This window comes from Paraplanobispora takensis, assembly GCF_016863195.1.
Classification (GTDB): Bacteria; Actinomycetota; Actinomycetes; order Streptosporangiales; family Streptosporangiaceae; genus Planobispora; species Planobispora takensis.
The window spans coordinates 22179-40837 of record NZ_BOOK01000003.1; the positions used below are offsets into that span (position 1 = coordinate 22179).

Here is an 18659-nt window from a genome sequence, read left to right on the forward strand (position 1 = left end):
CGGCGGGCAAACACTGGGGGACCCCTGTGGCCGTCAGGGGACCCCCAGCCCTGCGGGCGTCTCAGCGGGTGTCGGAGCCCGTGCCGGTCAGCGCCGCGCGTCCGGCCTCCAGCCGGGCGACCGGGATGCGGAACGGCGAGCAGGAGACGTAGTCCAGGCCCACCTCGTGGCAGAAGTGGATGGAGTCGGGGTCGCCGCCGTGCTCGCCGCAGATGCCCAGCTTGAGGTCGGGGCGGGTGCGGCGGCCCTCCTCGGCGGCGATGCGCACCAGGCGGCCGACGCCGTCGCGGTCCAGGGTCTCGAACGGGGAGACCCCGAAGACGCCCAGGTCCAGGTACTTGGAGAAGAACGCCGCCTCGACGTCGTCGCGGGAGAAGCCCCACGTCATCTGGGTGAGGTCGTTGGTGCCGAAGGAGAAGAACTGCGCGGCCTCGGCGATCTGACCGGCGGTCAGCGCGGCGCGCGGCACCTCGATCATCGTGCCGACCAGCGCGTCGACCCCGGTCTCCGCCAGGATCCTGCCGGCCTCATCCCTGACCTGCTCCAGCTCCTGGACGGCGCCCACGAGCGGGATCATGATCTCGGCGCGGGCGCCGGGCACGGCCTTGGCCGCCTCGGCGATCGCCCGTACCTGCATGGCGAACAGGCCGGGGATGACCAGGCCGAGCCGTACGCCGCGCAGGCCGAGCATCGGGTTCTGCTCGTGCAGGCGCTTGACCGCGGCCAGGAGCCTGCGGTCCTTGTCGGTCGCCTGCTCCCCGGCCAGGGCGACCTTGACCGACAGCTCGGTGTAGTCGGGCAGGAACTCGTGCAGCGGCGGGTCGATCAGGCGGACGGTGACGGGCAGGCCGTCCATCGCCTGGAAGATCTCTGTGAAGTCCGCCTTCTGCAGCGGCTCCAGGGCCGCCAGCGCCCGCTCCCGCTCCTCGTCCGTGGTCGCCAGGACCAGGTCCTCGACCAGCTGACGGCGCTCACCGAGGAACATGTGCTCGGTACGGCACAGGCCGATGCCCTGGGCGCCGAATCGGCGGGCGCGGGCGGCGTCCTCGGCGTTGTCGGCGTTGGCGCGCACCCGCAGGCGGCGTACGGCGTCGGCGTGGGTCATCAGGCGGTGCACGGCCTGGACGAGCTCGTCCTCGGTGTCGTCGGCGCCCTCGAAGTACTCCACGACCGGGGAGGCGACCACGGGGACCTCGCCGAGGAAGACCTCGCCGGTGGAGCCGTCGATGGAGATGACGTCGCCCTCGGCGACCTCGACGCCGCCGGGGGCGGTGAAGCGGCGCTCCTTGGTGGAGACCTCCAGCTCCTCGGCGCCGCAGACGCACGTCTTGCCCATGCCGCGGGCGACCACGGCCGCGTGGGAGGTCTTGCCGCCGCGCGAGGTGAGGATGCCCCTGGCGGCGATCATGCCGGCGAGGTCGTCGGGGTTGGTCTCGCGGCGGACCAGGATGACGTCCTCACCCCGGGCGGCCAGCTCCGCGGCCCGCTCGGAGGAGAACACGGCCTTGCCCACGGCCGCGCCCGGGGAGGCGTTCATGCCCTTGGTGACGCGGGTGCGGCTCTCGTCCTTGGCGAAGCGGGGGAACATCAGCTGGGCCAGCTGGTCGCCGGTGACCCGGGTGATCGCCTCGTCGAGGTCGATCAGGCCCTGGTCCACCAGCTGTACGGCGATGCGGAACGCGGCGCCCGCGGTGCGCTTGCCCACGCGGGTCTGGAGCATCCACAGCTTGCCCGTCTCGATCGTGAACTCGATGTCGCACAGGTCGCGGTAGTGGTTCTCCAGCTTCTCCATGATCCGCATGAGCTCGTCGTAGGAGGTCTTGTCGATCGTCTCCAGCTCCTGCAGCGGCATGGTGTTGCGGATGCCCGCCACCACGTCCTCGCCCTGGGCGTTCTGCAGGTAGTCGCCGTAGACGCCCTGACGCCCGGTGCCGGGGTCGCGGGTGAAGGCGACGCCGGTGCCGGAGTCCATGCCGCAGTTGCCGAAGACCATCGTGCAGACGTTGACGGCGGTGCCCAGGTCGGCGGGGATGCGCTCCTGGCGGCGGTAGAGGATGGCGCGCGGGGCGTTCCACGACTCGAAGACGGCCATGACGGCCATGCGCAGCTGCTCGCGCGGGTCGGCGGGGAAGTCACGGCCGGTCTCGGCGCGGACGATGCCCTTGAAGGTCTCGACGAGGCCGCGCAGCTCGGCGGCGTCCAGGTCGAGGTCGCCGCGGCCGTTCTTGAGCTCCTCGAAGGCGTCGTCGAACAGCTCGCCGTCGATGCCCTGGACGGTCTTGCCGAACATCTGGATGAGGCGGCGGTAGGAGTCCCAGGCGAAGCGCTCGTTACCGCCCGCCTGCTTGGCCAGGCCGTGCACCGACTCGTCGTTGAGGCCGATGTTGAGGACGGTCTCCATCATGCCCGGCATGGAGAACTTGGCCCCGGAGCGCACGCTCACCAGCAGCGGGTCGTCGGCCTGCCCCAGCCGGCGGCCGACCTGCTTCTCCAGCGCGGTGAGGTGCTCGCCGATCTCCTCTTCCAGACCGGGCGGGAGGACGCCGTCGGACAGGAAGCTCCGGCAGGCCTCGGTGGTGATCGTGAAGCCGGGAGGGACCGGCAGTCCGAGATTGGTCATCTCGGCCAGGTTGGCTCCCTTACCGCCGAGCAGATCCTTGAGATCTTTGTTGCCCTCGGTGAAGTCGTAAACGTACTTGGGCACGGCTGCTCCTCTGCGACTTCAAAAATGACGTCCGGCTTCCGCCTCCCTGCGGACTCTACCGATGTTGTCGGCGACGAAACATCACCTATGGCACAGATGCGCATTTACGCACGTCAACGCCCATCATCAGGTCTAATCCAATTGAAATCAAGGCCAAATGTTCGGTGATAGAGATCACTCAAGGAATTGGTATAAACCAATTGGTTTATACCAATTATCTCAGTATTCAGTCGCGTTCACAGGAGGTTCAACGGGGGCCGTTGCGTCTCCCCCGTCTCCTCTCCCTGAACCCTCCGGAGCTTCCGTGGACTCCCCCGGGCTCTCCGGGACTTCCCGGAAAACGGACGACGGCCGGCGGCCCCACCGGGGCCGCCGGCCGTCGCCGGAGAGCGGGACTCAGTCGTTGAGGTGCTGGCGGAGGTAGGACTCGACCTGGTCGAGGGAGACGCGCTCCTGCGCCATCGAGTCGCGCTCGCGGATGGTCACCGCCTGGTCCTCCAGCGTGTCGAAGTCGACGGTGATGCAGAACGGCGTGCCGATCTCGTCCTGGCGGCGGTAGCGGCGGCCGATGGCGCCCGCGTCGTCGAACTCGACGTTCCAGCGCCTGCGCAGCCGCGCGGCCAGGTCCTTGGCCTTGGGCGACAGGTCGGCGTTGCGCGACAGCGGGAGCACCGCGGCCTTGACCGGCGCGAGGCGGTGGTCGAGGCGCATGACCGTGCGCTTCTCCATGACGCCCTTGGCGTTGGGCGCCTCGTCCTCGCTGTAGGCGTCGATCATGAACATCAGCGCGGTGCGGTCGACGCCGGCCGCGGGCTCGATCACGTAGGGGATGTAGCGCTCACCGGTGTCCTGCTCGAAGAAGCTCAGGTCGGTGCCGGAGACCTTCGAGTGGGTGGACAGGTCGTAGTCGGTGCGGTTGGCGATGCCCTCCAGCTCGCCCCACTCGCTGCCGGTGAAGTTGAAGCGGTATTCGATGTCGACGGTCCGCGTGGAGTAGTGGGACAGCTTCTCCTTGGGGTGCTCGTAGAGCCGGAGGTTGTCCTGGTTGACGCCCAGGTCGACGTACCAGCGCATGCGCTCGTCGATCCAGTACTGGTGCCACTCCTCGTCGCTGCCGGGCTTGACGAAGAACTCCATCTCCATCTGCTCGAACTCGCGGGTGCGGAAGATGAAGTTACCCGGGGTGATCTCGTTGCGGAACGACTTGCCGATCTGGCCGATGCCGAACGGGATCTTCTTGCGGGCCGACTGCTGCACGTTGAGGTAGTTGATGAAGATGCCCTGCGCGGTCTCCGGGCGCAGGTAGGCCAGGCCGGACTCGTCCTCGACCGCGCCGAGGTAGGTCTTCAGCAGGCCGCTGAACTGCTTGGGCTCGGTGAAGGCGCCCTTGGTGCCGCAGTTGGGGCAGGCGATGTCGGACAGGCCCTCGGCCGGGGGCTTGCCGTGCTTCTCCTGGTAGGCCTCTTCGAGGTGGTCGGCCCGATAGCGCTTGTGGCACGACTGGCACTCGGTGAGCGGGTCGGTGAAGGTCTCGACGTGGCCGCTGGCCTGCCAGACCTCACGGGCGAGGATGACGCAGGAGTCGAGGCCGACGACGTCCTCCCGCCCCTGCACCATGGACTTCCACCACTCGCGCTTGACGTTGTTCTTCAGCTCGACGCCCAGCGGACCGTAGTCCCACGACGCACGCAGGCCTCCGTAGATCTCGCTGGAGGGATAGACGAGCCCACGTCGCTTGGCGAGGCTGACGATGGTGTCCATGATGTCCGTACGGCGTGCCATAAGGGAAAGTCTCCATCCGGCTGGAGGTCGGCGAGGAATAGGTCGAGACCAGCTTAGGGGAGGTCGAGACGAGCGGTCGCGCGCATCGCCCATCCCCGCCGGCCGGCGCCCGCTCCGCCGATCTCCACCGCCCGGCCGGCCGGCGCCCGCCGCACTCCCCCGTCCGGCGACCGCGACCCCGGTCAGGGCCGCTCGACGTCCTCGAACGCGCTGGGCTCATTGATCATCAACGTCATCAGCGGATACATCGCCAGCCGTGCCGCGCCGAGGGCCCGCCGGTAGAACCCCGCCCCCTCCCACTCGCTGACCAGCGCCCACAACTCCGGTTCGTCCACCGACCTCGACACACGGCCGCGCACGTACCCCGGCTGCGCGGCCAGCGTGTCGACGATGTCGTGCGCCTGGGCCAGGAACTCCTCGGTCTGCCCCGCGGGCACCGAATAGCGGATGAGAGCAAGCATCCGCACAGCATGTCAGACCCCCGCCCCGAGCCGTCCCGCCTCACCGCGCCGGTGCGGTGAGGCGGGACGCGGTGAGGCGGGACGCGGTGAGGCGGGACGCGGTGAGGCGGGACGCGGTGAGGCGGGACGACGGTGAAGATCCGGCGCGGGCCGTACGGCGCGTCAGGAGACGATCTCCCGCAGGGCGGCGACCGCCTCCGTCTCCGCCCGGTAGATCTCCGTGATGCGCCCGCTCAGGTCCGCGAAGAGGGCCTCGACGTCCTTGATCGGCGGAATCCGGTCCACCTCCGCTCTGAGCGCCCACAGCTCCGTGCCGCCGTCGGCCGGCACGCCCTCCGACAGGAGCGACTCGCGGATCCCGGCGGTCAGCTCCCGCATCCGGGCGAACTCCGGGACGTCGAACGGGAACGCCGTCTCGGCCAGGGCGTGCCAGAGGCCGTGGATCCGGCGGAACTCCCCGGCCAGTCCGCCCAGCGGGAGACCGAGCAGGCCGGCCGCCTCGTCCAGGGCGTCGGCGAACAGGTCGCGGAGGTTGCCGCCGTCCATGCCGACCGGCTCGGCGCCCTCCCACAGCGACAGCAGCGCCCCGGCCAGACCGCGCCCGTCGGCGAACACCTTCGGCCACGCCTTGGCGTTCCTCGTGTCGACGAGCATCCGCGACCACTTGCGCCAGGCGGGCAGCGAGAACGAGCCGGAGGTCGCGCTCAGGTGGGCGGCGGCGTCGCGCAGGCCCGCCAGCGCGGCCTCGGCCAGCCTCCCGGAGTCGATCCGCGCGGGCTCCAGGACGTGCGCGATGTTCTCGTAGGACGACACGCGGGCCCGCGCCGCGTCCATCCGCGCGTGCGGGACCCGGATCGGGACCGTGCCCCGGTCGTCGACGAACACATGCGTCTCGTCGCGCCGGTAGACGACCACCGGGTGCCCGCCGTACCCGTCCATGTGGGCGGGGAAGCCCCAGTAGCCGACGTGGTGGCGGTCGGGCAGCACGATGCACGGCCGCCCGGCGTCCAGTTCCCCGGCCAGCAGCTTCGCCGCGCCCTTGGCCCCCGAGGTGGTGTGCGCGGTGAAGGCGACGCCGAGGCGGCCGAGGGTCTTGGCCATCCAGCGGTCGTGGTACTGCCACTGGTTGCGGAAGCCGAGCACGAGGTGACGGCTGTCGTCGTGCTTGAACTCCCACAGGATGTATCCGGCCCCGAGGCCGCCCCCGGCGAGGAAGACCATCGGCTCGCTGATCGTGACGCCCTGGTTGGCCAGGACGCCGGCGATGGTCGCGCTGTTCGGGTGGCGCCCTCCGTGGAAGGTCCAGGCGCCGTCGGACGGGAGCTCGGTCCGCTCGACGACGTGCAGGCGGGCGGCGGTGTAGCTCTCGCCGGTCTTGGCCATACGCGCCCGGATGCGGGACTTGAGCTGCTTCTTTCCGGTCATGGTGGCTCCGCTCGCGGCATCCGGCCGACCCCCAGCCCACGCCTGCCGGTCAGCCCGCCGCGACATCGGTCGGCGCACGGGACCCGCAGTCTTCCGAAGGCACGTATGTCCCCTTTGCCTCCGCGGATCACGGGCAGCGTGGGCACCCGATCAAGGAGGTTCGGCGCCGGAACTCGCCGTCCTCTGAAGTTTAGGTACGGCCCGCCACGGCACACAAGCGGCGTACGGCGGGCGTCCGGGAGCTCGCGATGCCAGGTGCCAGGTGCCAGGATCCGGATGTCGGATGCTGGGCGTGCGGTGCACGGGTGCCGGAAGCGCGTAAGCCTGCCGCGCCGGGACGTCCCGGCATTAGGCTCTGGCCGTGGCCGACAAGAGCAGCTCCGACGACCGCCCCGGGCGGCCCGCGCATCCCCTCGCCCGGCGTTCCGCGCCCGGACGCCCGCCGGGTCGTGCCGACGGCCCCGGACGAGGCGGGAGAGGGATGAAAGGCGCGAGAGGCGGCCCCGGCCGGGTGCCCTCCCAGCGTCCGCTGCCCCCGGGCGAGCAGTTCTTCACCCCCGGCGCCACCGGGCTGCGGCAGAAGATCGAGCGCCTCAGCGCGGCGCCCCTGGTCTTCCTGTTCCAGCTTCCGCGCTGGATCGCCCCGGCGCTGCTGGTGATCCTCCTGCTGGTCGGCTTCGCGGTGCAGTCGGTGTGGGGCGGCCTGGCGGCGCTCGTGGTGGCCGCCTTCGTGGGCTGGCTGGCCTACATGTCGTGGCCGTCGCTGAGCGTCAGGGGCCGCATCCTGCGGGTCGCCCTGCTCACCTTCCTGCTGCTGCTCATCGCCGACCGCTTCGGAGCCTTCTGAGGCCGGTACGGCGACGCGTGCCGGGTGACGGCCCCACCCGTGGGTCGCGTCCGGAGCCGGCCGGGTGCTGCCCACCCCACACGCGGGCAACACCCGGCCGGCGCCTCCGGACGTGCCCTGCAAGCGGGCCCGTCCTGGACGGATCCGCCTCATGGGCGGGTCTGTCAACCGGTCCGCGTCCGCTCCCGGCCTCGAGGCTCGCCCGTTCAGACCCGGAACCGGGCCGCGGCCTCGGCCAGCTCGGCGCTCATGCCCTCGAGGTCCCGGGCGACGGCCTGCGTCTCGTCCGCCGTGGCCTTGGCCTGCTTCCTCTTCTGGGCGACGGCCGTCATGGTGCGGACGATCTCGCCCGCCCGCGACGCGGCCTCGGTGATGCTGCGGCCCATCTCGCCGGTGGTGGTGTTCTGCTGTCCCACGGCGTGGGCGATGGTGGTCTGGTAGCCGTTGACCTGCTCGATCACGCTGGTGATCTGGCTGATCGTCTTGACCGCCCCGTCGGTGTCCGCCTGAAGGGCGGCGATCCGGCCGGTGATCTGCTCGGTCGCCCTGGCCGTCTCCTGGGCGAGGTCCTTGACCTCGCTGGCGACCACGGCGAACCCCTTGCCCATCTCCCCGGCGCGCGCCGCCTCGATGGTGGCGTTGAGCGCCAGCAGGTTCGTCTGCTCGGCGATCGCGGTGATCACCTTGACGACGTCCCCGATCTCGGACGAGGAGTCGCTGAGCCTGGCCATGGTGCGGCTGGTCTCGGTGGACACCTTCATGGCGTCCAGCGTCACGGACACCGCCTCGGTGGCGTTGCGGGAGATCTCGCTGATGCTCGCTCCCATCTCCTCGGAGCCCCCGGCGAGGTTGGAGACGTTCCCGGACACCTCCTCCGCCGCGCTCAGGACGGCGGCGGAGGCCTTCACCGACTTGTCGGACGACTCGGTCATCTGCTCCACGAGCGCGGACAGGTGCCTGCTGGAGTCGGAGAGCCGGGCGGCCGAGCCGTTGACGACGCGGACGACGTCCGCGACCCGGTCGAGAGTGCCGTTGAGCGAGGTTCCCATACGGGACAGCTCGCCCGAGCCGCTCACCTCCACCCGTGCGGTGAGGTCGCCCTCGGCCACCCGGCCGAGGACGTCGACGGCGCGCCGGAGGGGAGCCCCCCGCCCTCGCGTCACCACGACGCCGAGGATCATGCCTGCTACAGCGCTCGCCAGCATGCATGCCAGCACGGTCAAGGACACCGGGTCTCCTCAGAGTGGGACGGCCGGCGGGGCGCCGGAGCCGATCGTTGCCGAGCCGTGCGGTCTCGCCGGCCGGGCCCGCGCGAGCGGGCTTTCCGATCTCATCGTCCGGCGCGGCGTGGTCCTGAGCGATTGGGTGAGGCGGGCCGTACCCCGTTTCGGGTCAGCGGGAGCTCATTCCGGACCGGCACGTAACGAGGGCAAACGAGACGAGACGTACCGTCTTGCAATCTGCCCGCCGTTCGCCTACAGTTCCATGCATGGGTTACCGCTTCCTGTGATCGTTCCCGTGACCGCCATGCGCACGGCCGCGTAGAGCTCCGCTCCGCCGTCGGCGCCCGTCCGCGCACCTCCCCGCGATCCGCCCGCCGCCGGGCGCGCCGCTCCCGTGCGCGGATCCCCCTCACCCATTCCGATCGGCCCGGCCGGGAACAGGAGGACGCCCCATGCGTACCGCCCATTCCGCCCATCCCACCCACTCCGCCCGTTCCGCCCCCTCGGCCCAGCCCTCCCAGCTGACCCTCACCGGCGTCACCAGGCGTTACGACGACCGCGTCGTGCTCGACCGCGTCTCGTTCGCCGTCAGGCCCGGTGAGAAGGTCGGCGTCGTCGGCGACAACGGCTCCGGCAAGTCCACGCTGCTCAAGGTCATCGCCGGGCGCGAGCGGCCGGACCACGGGGAGGTGACCGTGGTCGCGCCCGGGGGCGTCGGCTACCTGCCCCAGACGCTGGACCTGCCGCCGTCGGCCACCGTACGCGACGCCGTCGACCTCGCCCTGGCCGACATCCGCGAACTCGAATCCCGGATGCGGCGGGCCGAGGCCGAGCTGACCGAGGAGAGCCTGGAGGCGTACGGCGAGCTGGTCGCCCGGTTCGAGGCGCGCGGCGGTTACCGGGCCGACGCCCGGGTGGACATCGCGTTGCACGGGCTCGGCCTGCCCGGCCTGGACCGTGAGCGGACGCTCGGCACCCTCTCCGGGGGAGAGCGTTCCCGCCTGGCGCTGGCCGCCACGCTGGCCTCCGCACCGGAGCTGCTCCTGCTCGACGAGCCGACCAACGACCTGGACGACCAGGCCGTGGCCTGGCTGGAGCAGTACCTGCGCGCGCACCGCGGCACGGTGATCGTGATCACCCATGACCGGGTGTTCCTCGAACGGATCACCCCGACGATCCTCGAAGTCGACTCCGGCGCCGTCACCCGGCACGGTGACGGCTATGACGGCTACCTGGCCGCCAAGGCCGCCGACCGGCGCAGGCGGCTGCGGGAGTACGAGGAGTGGCGGTCCGAGCTGGCGCGCAACCGGAGGCTGGCGGAGTCCGCCGTGGCGCGGCTGGAGGCCATCCCGCGCAAGCTGCCGCTGGCCGTCTTCGCGGCGGGGCCGTTCCGGGCCCGCGGGCGCGGGCACGGCGCCATGAGCAGGATCCGCAACGCGAAGGAACGGGTGGAGCGGCTGACGGACGCCCCCGTCGCGCCGCCGCCCGACCCTCTGCGCTTCACCGCGCGCGTCGTCTCCGGTCATACCGGGGAAGTCGTCTCCGGCCGCGCCGGAGCATCCGCCGGCCCGCGGGCCGAGCTGGTGGACGTGCGGGTGGGCGACCGCCTGCGCCTGCCGTACCTGCGGATCGGGGCCGGAGAACGGTTGCTCGTCACCGGGCCCAACGGCGCGGGCAAGACCACGCTCATCCGGGTCCTGGCCGGTGAGCTGCGGCCGGACACCGGCTCGGCGCGGGTGTCCGGCACGGTGGGATGCCTGCGTCAGGAGGAGTCCGCCTGGGGAGCCGGGCTGACCGTGCTCCAGGCCTTCGCCGCCGGGCGGCCGGGCGCCGCCGGGGAGCACGCCGGGGCGCTGTTGTCCCTGGGCCTGTTCCGCCCCGCCGACCTGCGGCTGCGGATCGGCGAGCTGTCGTACGGCCAGCGGCGCAGGATCGAGCTGGCCCGCCTGGTGAGCGAGCCGGTGGACCTGCTGCTGCTGGACGAGCCGACCAACCACCTGTCCCCCGCGCTGGTGGAGGAGCTCGAACAGGCCCTGGCGGGTTACGCGGGGGCGCTGGTGGTGGTGACCCACGACCGCCGGATGCGCTCCCGCTTCACCGGCTCACGCCTGGAACTGCGCGACGGCCGGCGGGCCGTCTCCTCCTCCCCGCAGGAGATCGTGGCGACCAGCGCGCCGTTGCCGGCGTTCATCGCGGCCAGCAGCTCGGCCTCGGTGTCGACCAGGACGACGGTGTCGACGGGGCCGAACGGCTCGGCGCGGAACAGCGGCGAGGACGGCGGCGGGGCGAGGATCGTGGTGGGCGCCAGGTAGGCGGAGGTGTCCTGGCCCCGCAGGAACCGGCCCTCGGCCACCGAGCCCCGGTGCAGCGGGATGTCTCCCTTGGCGATCGCCTCGTCGATCTGGTCGGTGAGCTCCTTGGCCTTGGCTCCCGCGATCAGCGGGCCGAAGCCGAGGTCGGGCGGCGGGTCGCCGGGGGACTCCACCGCCGGCGGGTGGCCGAACCGCACCGAGCGGACCGCGGGCAGGTAGGCGGTCAGGAAGTCGTGGAACGACGAGCGCTGCACCACGAAGCGCGGGTAGGCCGTACAGCGCTGCTTGGCGTAGTCGAAGCTCTTGCGGATCTGCCCGGTCAGCGTCTCCCGGTCGCCGTACTCCCACACCCCCAGCAGTTGAGCCCCCCCTGCTCCAGGATGTGCCTGCGGCCCAGGTCGGCCGGCGAGCATGCGCTCGATCTCCTCGACGTACCAGCGCACGCCCTCCACGCACCGGTCGACGTCGGCGGCGGCCAGCTTCCAGGGCTTGCCGATCTCCCACACCAGCAGCAGGACCAGCAGGTCGCGATGGGCCTGCAGGGCGTCCGGCGCCGCCGTCACCCGCGCCCTGCGCTCGGCGGTGAGGGACCGGGCGGCGCTTCGCCCCCTGCCGTCCGATCCCTCGGCAACCCGGCGCTTCCACCCCCGGCGCTCCCACCCCCGGCCCCGCCCTCCGGGATGACATCACCCCCGCCCGCCGGACGCGCCTGTAATAGCGTGGGGGCAAGATCCCTTGGCGTATGAGGAGGGCCGCGTGCGATTCTCGCTGAACGAGCTGTTCGCCGACCTGCCGGCAGAGCAGATCGATGAGGCCCGGGACTTCTACGGTTCGAGGGTGGCCGGTCGCGGTCCCGGCACTCCGGAGGAGTTGAAGGAGGCACGCGCGAAGAGGTCCGCGCCCGCTCCTGCCGATCCACCGGCCGTCGAAGAGACGGCCGAAGCGCGGGGGGCGCGTGTCCCGGTGCGGATCTTCACTCCCTCCGGCGGGCCGGCGCGGGGCGTCTATCTGGACATCCACGGCGGCGGCTTCTACATGGACTCCGCGGCGCGAGGGGACGTGCGCAACCGCCGGCTCGCGGACGCCCTGCGCCTCGCGGTCGTCAGCGTCGACTATCGGCTGGCCCCCGAGCATCCCTGGCCGGCTGCACCCGACGACTGTGAAACGGCGGCGCTCTGGCTCGCCGGACAGGCTCGCGACCGCTTCGGGACAGCCCGGCTGGCGATCGGCGGGAGCTCGGCGGGAGCGACACTCGCACTGGCGACCCTGCTCCGACTGAGGGACGCGGGAGCCGTCGACGACTTCGCGGGCGCCGTCCTCCAGTTCGGCACCTACGACCTGAGCGCGCGGACACCGGCCGGACGCCGGATCGCAGAGGAGTACTTCATCCAGGCCTACGCCGGCCACGTCGCAGACCGCACCCTCCCCGACATCTCCCCCGTCTACGGCGGCCTCCGCGGTCTCCCCCCGGCGCTGCTGGTCGTCGGGAGTGCGGACGTGCTGCTGGAGGACAACCTCGCGATGGCCGGACGGCTCTCCGCCGCCGGGAACCGCGTCGAGCTCCGGATCTATCCGGAGGCGCCCCACGGCTTCACCGGGCACCCCACGGCGATGGCCCGGACGGCGCTCAGCGGCGTCGAGTCCTGGCTGCTCGACCGCATCGCCCGGCCGTGAAGGGCCTCGGCCCCGGTTGACCGGGGCGCACGCTCCGCGGGCGGGCCGGGAGGCGGTCACCTGGCGCGGCAGGTCTCCACGGCCACCTCTCCGATTCCTCACCCGATTTTGACAACCATTTTCATTTACGCGCATACTGAGTGCATGATGTCCGACTCCTCCCGACGTATCCCCATGCGTGTTACCGGCCTCCTCGCCGGGGTCGCCGTTCTGGCCGCCACCGCCGCCTGCAGCGCGGGCGCCGCCGACTCGGCCGCCACGGGCGGCGCGTCCGGGGTCACCGCCTCCATGTACCCCCTGCAGTGGCTGGCCGAGCGGGTGGGCGGGTCCGACGTCACCGTCACCGGTCTGACCAAGCCCGGCGTCGAGCCGCACGACGTGGAGCTGTCGCCGCAGTCGGTCGCCGGGCTGGAGCAGACCTCCCTGGTCTTCTACATCAAGGGCGTGCAGCCCGCGGTGGACGAGGCCGTCGAGCAGCACGCCGCCGACCGCGGCTTCGACGCGGCCACCGTGGTCCCGACCATCGCCGCGGCCCCCGGGGAGCACGAGGAGGAGGGGCACGAGGAGGAGCACGCCCACGAGGTCTCCTACGATCCGCACCTCTGGCTCGACCCGACCCGCTTCGCCACCGTCGCGACCCACCTCGGCGACCGGCTCGCCGCGGCCGACCCGGCCCACGCCCAGGGGTACAAGGACCGCGCCGCGAAGGTCGCCGCCGAGCTGAAGACCCTCGACGGCGAGCTGGCCGGGGGGCTGACCGGTTGCGCCTCCCAGACCCTCGTCACCGGCCACCAGGCCTTCGGTTATCTGGCCGACCGCTACAAGCTCCGCCAGATCGGGATCAGCGTCGACCCGGACGCCGAGCCCTCCCCGGCCCGGCTGGCCGAGGTGGCCGAAGTCGCCAAGCGGGAAAAAGTGACTACCATTTTCACCGAGACCCTCGTCAGCCCGAAGGTCGCCGAGGTTCTCGCCCAGGAGGTCGGCGCCAAGACGGCGGTTCTCGACCCGATCGAGAGCCGGCCCGCCACCGGCGACTACCTGTCCGCCATGCGCCAGAACCTCACGACACTCAGGGCGGCGCTCAGCTGCTCGTAAAGGCACCATGTGAAAGACACAGAAGAAGCGTTCACCATGCGCGGCGGCCAGGTTCACCTGGACCGCCGCCCGGTGCTGCGCGGAGTCGACCTGACGGTCCGCTCCGGCGAGGTCGTGGCCGTTCTCGGCGCCAACGGGTCGGGCAAGTCGACCCTCGTGCGCGCCCTGCTGGGCCTGACGCCCCTGTCGGCGGGATCCACCCTCCTGTACGGCGCGCCGCCCGCCCGCTTCCGCCAGTGGTGGCGGATCGGTTACGTGCCCCAGCGCCTCTCGGTGGGCGGCGGCGTGCCCGCCACGATCCGCGAGGTCGTGGCCTCCGGCCGGATCGCCAGGCAGAGCCGTTTGCGCCTGTCCGGCGCGGCCGACGCCGCCGCGACGGACCGGGCGCTGGAGGCGGTCGGCATGGCCGACCGGGCCGGCGACCCGGTCCAGGCCCTGTCCGGCGGGCAGCAGCAGCGGGTGCTCATCGCCCGCGCCCTGGCCGGTGAGCCCGACACCTTCGTCATGGACGAGCCCACCGCGGGCGTCGACGCCGCCAGCCAGCAGCTCCTGGCCGACACCCTGGCCGACCTCGTCTCCCAGGGCAGGACGGTCGTGCTGGTGGCCCACGAGCTGGGCCCGCTGGAGCCGCTGATCACCCGGGCGGTGGTCATGCAGGACGGCTGCGTGTGCCATGATGGCTCCCCGCCCAAGGCCGTCGGCGCCCACGCGCTGCCCGGCCACGACCACGTGCACCCGCACGCCCCGGAGAAGCCCGTCGGCCCGCTCGAATGGAGGCCGACCGCATGACCCCCTCCACCCCGGTCCTCCGCTTCCGGGGCCGCGTGCCCGCTCCGGCCTCCCGCACGTCCTCCCCCTTCCGTGGCCGCGTGTCCACCCCGGCCCTCCGCTTCCGGGGCCGCGTGCCCACTCCGGCCTCCCGCCTGTCCTCCCCCTCGCGGGGCCGCCGCGTGCCCGCCCCCGTTCCCGTCCGTCCGGAGGCGACGCGGTGATCGATCTTCTCCAGTTCGACTTCATGCAGCGGGCGCTGATCGCCGCACTCCTCGTCGGCCTGGCCGCCCCGGCCATCGGCACCTTCATCGTGCAGCGCCGCCTGGCCCTGCTGGGCGACGGCATCGGGCACGTCGCGCTGACCGGCGTGGCGCTGGGCTTCCTGACCGGCACCGCCCCCGTGCTCACCGCCGTGGTGGTCTCGATCCTCGGCGCCGTGGCCATCGAGCTGGTCCGCGAGCGCGGCAGGACCGGCGGCGACGTGGCGCTCGCGCTGCTGTTCTACGGCGGCATCGCCGGAGGCGTGCTGCTCATCTCGCTCGCTCCCGGCGGGAGCAACGCCACCCTGATGTCCTACCTGTTCGGCTCGATCAGCAGCGTCACCGTCCAGGACGTGTGGGTGATCGCCCTGCTCGCGGCGGCCGTGCTCGGTGTGGTGACGATCTTCGGCCGTGAGCTGTTCGTGCTCTGCCAGGATGAGGAGGTGGCCAAGGCCAGCGGCCTGCCGGTGCGGTTCCTCAGCCTGCTGATCGCGGTCACCGCGGCGCTGACCGTGGTCATCGCCATGCGGGTGGTGGGGCTGCTGCTGGTCAGCGCCCTGATGGTGGTCCCGGTGGCGACCGGCCAGCAGCTCACCCGGGGGTTCCGCAGCACGATGCTGCTCGCCATGCTCTTCGGCATGATCGCCACGGTCGGCGGTCTAAGCTCGTCGTTCTACATCGAGGTCCCGCCGGGCGCCCTCATCGTGCTCGTCGCGCTGGGAGGGTTCGTTCTGGCCCTCGCTCTGGGTAGATTCGTACGCCGAAGCCGACCCCGGGAGTCCCAGCCATGAGCAACAGGCGCCGTGACGCCGTTCACGAAGTCCTCCGCCAGAGCGAGGGCTTCCGCAGCGCGCAGGACGTCTACGCCGAGATGCGCGCCGAGGGGGCCAAGATCGGCCTCACCACGGTCTACCGGGCGCTGCAGGCACTGGTCGACAACGGCCAGGTGGACGTCCTGCGGACCGGTGAGGGGGAGTCGGTCTACCGGGCGTGCGCCAGCGGCGACCACCACCATCACCTGGTCTGCCGCCGCTGCGGGCGCACCGTGGAGGTCGCCGGCCCCGCGGTGGAGCGCTGGGCCGAGGCGGTCGGCACCGAGCACGGCTTCACCGAGATCACCCACACCGTCGAGGTCTTCGGCACCTGCCCGTCCTGCTCGGCGAACGTCAAGGCGGGCTGACCCCGCCCGCCCGCTCACGCCGTACGGCCCCGCCCGCGGCAGCCGTACGGCCTCCGGATCCCGGGGACAGACGGGCAGCGGGCAGCCGGATCGTCCTGTGATGTCCGGGAGTTCCCGTCACGGTGACGCGAACGATACGGCGATGTCCTGTAACGGAGAACCCCCGGGGTGCTCCGGAGAGATACGCTTCCGGGACGGTGAGTCGCCGTACGCGCGCGACCACGCCCGTAACCGCCTACCACAGGAGTCAACATGCCATTCGGACATGACATGGTGCACTCACTCGCCACCGCCGTCGACCTGGTCAACACCTCCCCCGCGACCGGGGGCCAGGACGGGCTGGGCGATCTGGCGGGACTGCGAGAGTTCGTGGACCGGTGGGAGGTGAGCGGCGTCGACGAACTCGGCGCCGACGACCTGAGCCGCGTGCGCGCCCTGCGCGAGGCCTTCCACAAGGTCTTCACCGCCCCCGACCAGGCCACCGCGGTCATCCGGCTGAACACCCTGCTGAGCCGGACCCGCATCACCCCCCGCCTCACCGAGCACGACGGCCACGCGCTGCACGTGCACTACTTCGCCCCCGGCGCCTCCCTGTGCGAGCACCTCGCGGCCGACCTCGGCGTCGCCATGGCGCACCTGCTCGTCGAGGGCGAGTGGGAGCGCCTGCGCACCTGCTCGGCGCCCGACTGCGAGCGCGTGTTCGTCGACGAGTCCCGCAACCGCTCCCGGGTCTACTGCGACAGCCGTACCTGCGGCAACCGCATGCACGTCGCGGCCTACCGCGCCCGCCGCCGCGCCTGAGGCGGACGGCGCGGGAACCCGCCGGGCGGGCCGGAGCCCTTCCGGCCGCACCGCGGCCCGGCCCCCTGCGACGCCCGGCGTCTCCCGCGCCCTGCCTCCGGACGGCCTCTGACGCTAGGCCTTGGCGTACTCCGAGGCGCCGCCCGCGAAGTCGTAGACCACGGCCTGCTCGTCGCCCACGACCCAGGCGTCGTGCCCGGGCGTGCAGACGAAGACCTCTCCCGGACCGACCTCCGCCTCCGTGCCGTCGTCCATGCGGATGTGGAGCGTGCCCCGCACGACGAACCCGTTGTGGTGGACCTCGCACGAGTCGGTGCCGGCGATCGGCTTGACCGACTCCGACCAGCGCCACCCCGGTTCGAACGTGGCGACGCCGAAACTCAGCCCCGTCAGTTCACACAGCTCCAGGTGCCCCTTCGGGAAGTCCCGGCGTTCGTCGGGCTTGTCGATGCTCTTCACTTCGATCATGACGTCCCCCTTCGTCAGCTTCAGTCTCGCACCGGGAGAGAGCCGCCACAAGGCCGTGACCTGCGCGGAGAACCGCCGGGGGGACTAACCGACCTCGTTGGGGACGGCCCCGCCGTAGCGCCGGTCGCGCTTGGCGTACGTCTCGCACGCCTCCCACAGATCACGACGGTCGAAGTCGGGCCAGAGCCGGTTGAGGAAGACCATCTCGGCGTAGGCCGTCTGCCAGATCAGGAAGTTGGAGATGCGCTGCTCGCCCGAGGAGCGCACGAACAGGTCCACATCCGGGATCTGCGGCTCGTCCAGATAGCGGGCGAAGGTCTCCTCCTTGACCCGGCCGGCCTTGACCCGGCCGGCGGCGATGTCCTCGGCCAGTTTGAGCGCGGCGTCCACGATCTCGGCGCGGCCGCCGTAGTTGACGCAGAACTGCAGGGTCAGCGTGGAGTTGTGCTCCGTCATCTCCTGGGCGTCCTGGAGCTCGGAGATGACGCTCTTCCAGAGCCGTCCGGGGCGACCGGCCCAGCGGACCCGCACGCCCATCGCGTGCAGCTGGTCGCGGCGGCGGCGGATGACGTCGCGGTTGAAGCCCATCAGGAAGCGGACCTCGTCGGGCGAACGCTTCCAGTTCTCGGTGGAGAAGGCGTAGGCCGACAGGTACGGGATGCCCAGCTCGATCGCGCCCTCGATCACGTCGAAGAGCGAGGCCTCGCCCGCCTTGTGCCCCTCGGTGCGCGGCAGGCCGCGCTGCTTGGCCCACCGGCCGTTGCCGTCCATCACGATCGCGACGTGCCGGGGCACCAGGTCCCGGGGGATCGGGGGCGGGACGGCGCCGGAGGGGTGAGGGGTGGGCGGACGGACGTTCACGTGGCGGGCTCCCTTTCTACGTGTCGAAGAGAGCGTATGCCGTGTTCCAGGTGCCACTGCAGATAGGCGGCGACCAGACCGCTGCACTCGGTGCGGTGCCGGGCGAGGGAGGCGTCGGCCGTGGCCCAGTCGCCCTTCAGCAGCGCCAGCATCAGCGCGAGGGTCTCCCCCTCGGGTACGGCGGCGCCGGCCGGGCGGCAGTTGCCGCACACCACGCCGCCGGCCACGATGGCGAACGCCCGCACGGCCGTGCCCTGGCAGCGGGCGCAGGTGTCGAGGGCGGGGGCGTATCCGGCCACCGCCAGTGAGCGCAGGAAGTAGGCGTCGAGCACCAGCCGGGCCTCGTGCTCCCCGGCCGCCAGGGCGCGCAGGCCCCCCACCAGCAGCAGGAACTGGCGGAGCGCGGGCTCCTTCTCGCCCGCGATCAGCCGGTCGGCGGTCTCCAGCATCGCGCTGCCCGCCGTGTAGCGCGGATAGTCGGCCACGAGCGCCTCGCCGTACGGGCGGATGGTCTCGGCCTGGGTGATCACATCCAGCGTGCGGCCGGTGTGCATCTGGAGGTCGACGTGGGTGAACGGCTCCAGCCGGGCGCCGAAGCGCGAGGTGGTCCGCCGCACGCCCTTGGCGACGCCGCGGATCTTCCCCGTCCGTTTGGTGAGGATCGTGACGATGCGGTCGGCCTCGCCCAGCTTATGAGTGCGCAAGACAACGCCCTCGTCACGGTACAGACTCACTTTCCCCAGTTTAGTCCGTTGTCCTGCGTGGAAGGCCTTCAATCGTGATCAGGCGGCACTG

The 18659-nt window shown here is 71.7% G+C and carries 16 protein-coding genes and 2 pseudogenes; 8 read left to right on the forward strand and 10 right to left on the reverse strand.

The genetic code is table 11. The features are described from left to right. Positions 1 to 61 precede the first annotated feature (61 nt). The 4 genes from ppdK to Pta02_RS02515 form a co-directional block, all read right to left on the reverse strand. Complete coding sequence (gene ppdK / locus Pta02_RS02500) at positions 62 to 2704, reverse strand: pyruvate, phosphate dikinase (protein WP_203872993.1); 2643 nt, start codon at positions 2702 to 2704, stop codon at positions 62 to 64. Positions 2705 to 3100: 396 nt separating this feature from the next. After that, positions 3101 to 4486 carry a glycine--tRNA ligase gene (locus tag Pta02_RS02505; protein WP_203872994.1) on the reverse strand — a complete coding sequence of 462 codons (1386 nt, stop codon included), beginning with the start codon at positions 4484 to 4486 and terminating at the stop codon, positions 3101 to 3103. A gap of 182 nt (positions 4487 to 4668) precedes the next feature. Next, the gene (locus Pta02_RS02510; RefSeq protein ID WP_203872995.1) at positions 4669 to 4947 is read right to left on the reverse strand and encodes an antibiotic biosynthesis monooxygenase family protein; all 279 of its coding nucleotides are present in this window, start codon (positions 4945 to 4947) and stop codon (positions 4669 to 4671) included. Positions 4948 to 5109: 162 nt separating this feature from the next. Next, on the reverse strand, positions 5110 to 6372 hold the full coding sequence (locus Pta02_RS02515) for a BtrH N-terminal domain-containing protein (RefSeq protein WP_203872996.1): 1263 nt from the start codon (positions 6370 to 6372) through the stop codon (positions 5110 to 5112). Positions 6373 to 6853: 481 nt separating this feature from the next. Between Pta02_RS02515 and Pta02_RS02520 the strand changes: the two genes are divergently transcribed. Next, positions 6854 to 7219, forward strand: a complete 366-nt coding sequence (locus Pta02_RS02520) for a DUF6703 family protein (protein ID WP_203872997.1) — start codon at positions 6854 to 6856, stop codon at positions 7217 to 7219. A gap of 206 nt (positions 7220 to 7425) precedes the next feature. Here the strand turns inward: Pta02_RS02520 and Pta02_RS02525 are convergent, their stop codons facing one another. Further along, positions 7426 to 8448 carry a methyl-accepting chemotaxis protein gene (locus Pta02_RS02525; RefSeq protein WP_203872998.1) on the reverse strand — a complete coding sequence of 341 codons (1023 nt, stop codon included), beginning with the start codon at positions 8446 to 8448 and terminating at the stop codon, positions 7426 to 7428. A gap of 446 nt (positions 8449 to 8894) precedes the next feature. On the opposite strand from Pta02_RS02525, the pseudogene Pta02_RS02530 reads away from it, so the two are divergent. Continuing rightward, positions 8895 to 10589 (forward strand): annotated as a pseudogene (locus Pta02_RS02530) (TlrC/CarA/OleB/SrmB family ABC-F type ribosomal protection protein); the annotation flags it as partial. On the opposite strand, the gene Pta02_RS40955 reads toward Pta02_RS02530, so the two are convergent. After that, positions 10484 to 11167, reverse strand: coding sequence for an aldehyde dehydrogenase family protein (locus Pta02_RS40955; RefSeq protein WP_373872334.1), 684 nt, complete (start codon positions 11165 to 11167; stop codon positions 10484 to 10486). The pseudogene Pta02_RS02530 and the gene Pta02_RS40955 overlap by 106 nt on opposite strands. Continuing rightward, positions 11162 to 11332 (reverse strand): annotated as a pseudogene (locus Pta02_RS42250) (aldehyde dehydrogenase family protein); the annotation flags it as partial. The gene Pta02_RS40955 and the pseudogene Pta02_RS42250, both read right to left, overlap by 6 nt. A gap of 178 nt (positions 11333 to 11510) precedes the next feature. Here Pta02_RS42250 and Pta02_RS02535 point away from each other — a divergent pair. From Pta02_RS02535 to Pta02_RS02560, 6 genes are all read left to right on the forward strand, one after another. After that, complete coding sequence (locus Pta02_RS02535; RefSeq protein WP_203873000.1) at positions 11511 to 12428, forward strand: alpha/beta hydrolase; 918 nt, start codon at positions 11511 to 11513, stop codon at positions 12426 to 12428. 174 nt (positions 12429 to 12602) lie between these two features. Then, positions 12603 to 13523 (forward strand): metal ABC transporter substrate-binding protein, encoded by a 921-nt coding sequence (locus tag Pta02_RS02540; protein WP_239129370.1) that lies wholly within the window; start codon positions 12603 to 12605, stop codon positions 13521 to 13523. A 36-nt stretch (positions 13524 to 13559) separates the two neighbouring features. Beyond that, a complete protein-coding gene (locus tag Pta02_RS02545) occupies positions 13560 to 14312 on the forward strand; it encodes a metal ABC transporter ATP-binding protein (RefSeq protein WP_203873021.1) in 753 nt (250 codons plus the stop codon). 199 nt (positions 14313 to 14511) lie between these two features. After that, positions 14512 to 15345 carry a metal ABC transporter permease gene (locus Pta02_RS02550; RefSeq protein ID WP_203873001.1) on the forward strand — a complete coding sequence of 278 codons (834 nt, stop codon included), beginning with the start codon at positions 14512 to 14514 and terminating at the stop codon, positions 15343 to 15345. After that, positions 15342 to 15734, forward strand: coding sequence for a Fur family transcriptional regulator (locus Pta02_RS02555; protein ID WP_203873002.1), 393 nt, complete (start codon positions 15342 to 15344; stop codon positions 15732 to 15734). The genes Pta02_RS02550 and Pta02_RS02555 overlap by 4 nt, the downstream gene beginning before the upstream one ends. Before the next feature lie 252 nt (positions 15735 to 15986). Continuing rightward, on the forward strand, positions 15987 to 16535 hold the full coding sequence (locus tag Pta02_RS02560) for a CGNR zinc finger domain-containing protein (protein WP_203873003.1): 549 nt from the start codon (positions 15987 to 15989) through the stop codon (positions 16533 to 16535). A gap of 114 nt (positions 16536 to 16649) precedes the next feature. Here the strand turns inward: Pta02_RS02560 and Pta02_RS02565 are convergent, their stop codons facing one another. The 3 genes from Pta02_RS02565 to recO form a co-directional block, all read right to left on the reverse strand. Next, entirely contained in the window at positions 16650 to 17003 is a 354-nt protein-coding gene (locus Pta02_RS02565) for a cupin domain-containing protein (protein WP_203873004.1), read from the reverse strand. Between the two features lie 84 nt (positions 17004 to 17087). Continuing rightward, entirely contained in the window at positions 17088 to 17864 is a 777-nt protein-coding gene (locus Pta02_RS02570) for an isoprenyl transferase (RefSeq protein ID WP_203873005.1), read from the reverse strand. Then, a complete protein-coding gene (gene recO / locus Pta02_RS02575; RefSeq protein ID WP_203873006.1) occupies positions 17861 to 18598 on the reverse strand; it encodes a DNA repair protein RecO in 738 nt (245 codons plus the stop codon). Before recO ends, Pta02_RS02570 begins: the two co-directional genes overlap by 4 nt. Between the last annotated feature and the right edge of the window lie 61 nt (positions 18599 to 18659).

Coding starts and splice junctions, on each gene's coding strand:
- Pta02_RS02515 (WP_203872996.1), bottom strand. CDS start 6,372: ATGACCGGAAAGAAGCAGCTCAAGTCCCGCATCCGGGCGCGTATGGCC.
- Pta02_RS02560 (WP_203873003.1), top strand. CDS start 15,987: ATGCCATTCGGACATGACATGGTGCACTCACTCGCCACCGCCGTCGAC.
- Pta02_RS02520 (WP_203872997.1), top strand. CDS start 6,854: ATGAAAGGCGCGAGAGGCGGCCCCGGCCGGGTGCCCTCCCAGCGTCCG.
- Pta02_RS40955 (WP_373872334.1), bottom strand. CDS start 11,167: ATGCTCGCCGGCCGACCTGGGCCGCAGGCACATCCTGGAGCAGGGGGG.
- Pta02_RS02510 (WP_203872995.1), bottom strand. CDS start 4,947: ATGCTTGCTCTCATCCGCTATTCGGTGCCCGCGGGGCAGACCGAGGAG.
- Pta02_RS02565 (WP_203873004.1), bottom strand. CDS start 17,003: ATGATCGAAGTGAAGAGCATCGACAAGCCCGACGAACGCCGGGACTTC.
- Pta02_RS02555 (WP_203873002.1), top strand. CDS start 15,342: ATGAGCAACAGGCGCCGTGACGCCGTTCACGAAGTCCTCCGCCAGAGC.
- Pta02_RS02545 (WP_203873021.1), top strand. CDS start 13,560: ATGCGCGGCGGCCAGGTTCACCTGGACCGCCGCCCGGTGCTGCGCGGA.
- Pta02_RS02540 (WP_239129370.1), top strand. CDS start 12,603: ATGCGTGTTACCGGCCTCCTCGCCGGGGTCGCCGTTCTGGCCGCCACC.
- Pta02_RS02505 (WP_203872994.1), bottom strand. CDS start 4,486: ATGGCACGCCGTACGGACATCATGGACACCATCGTCAGCCTCGCCAAG.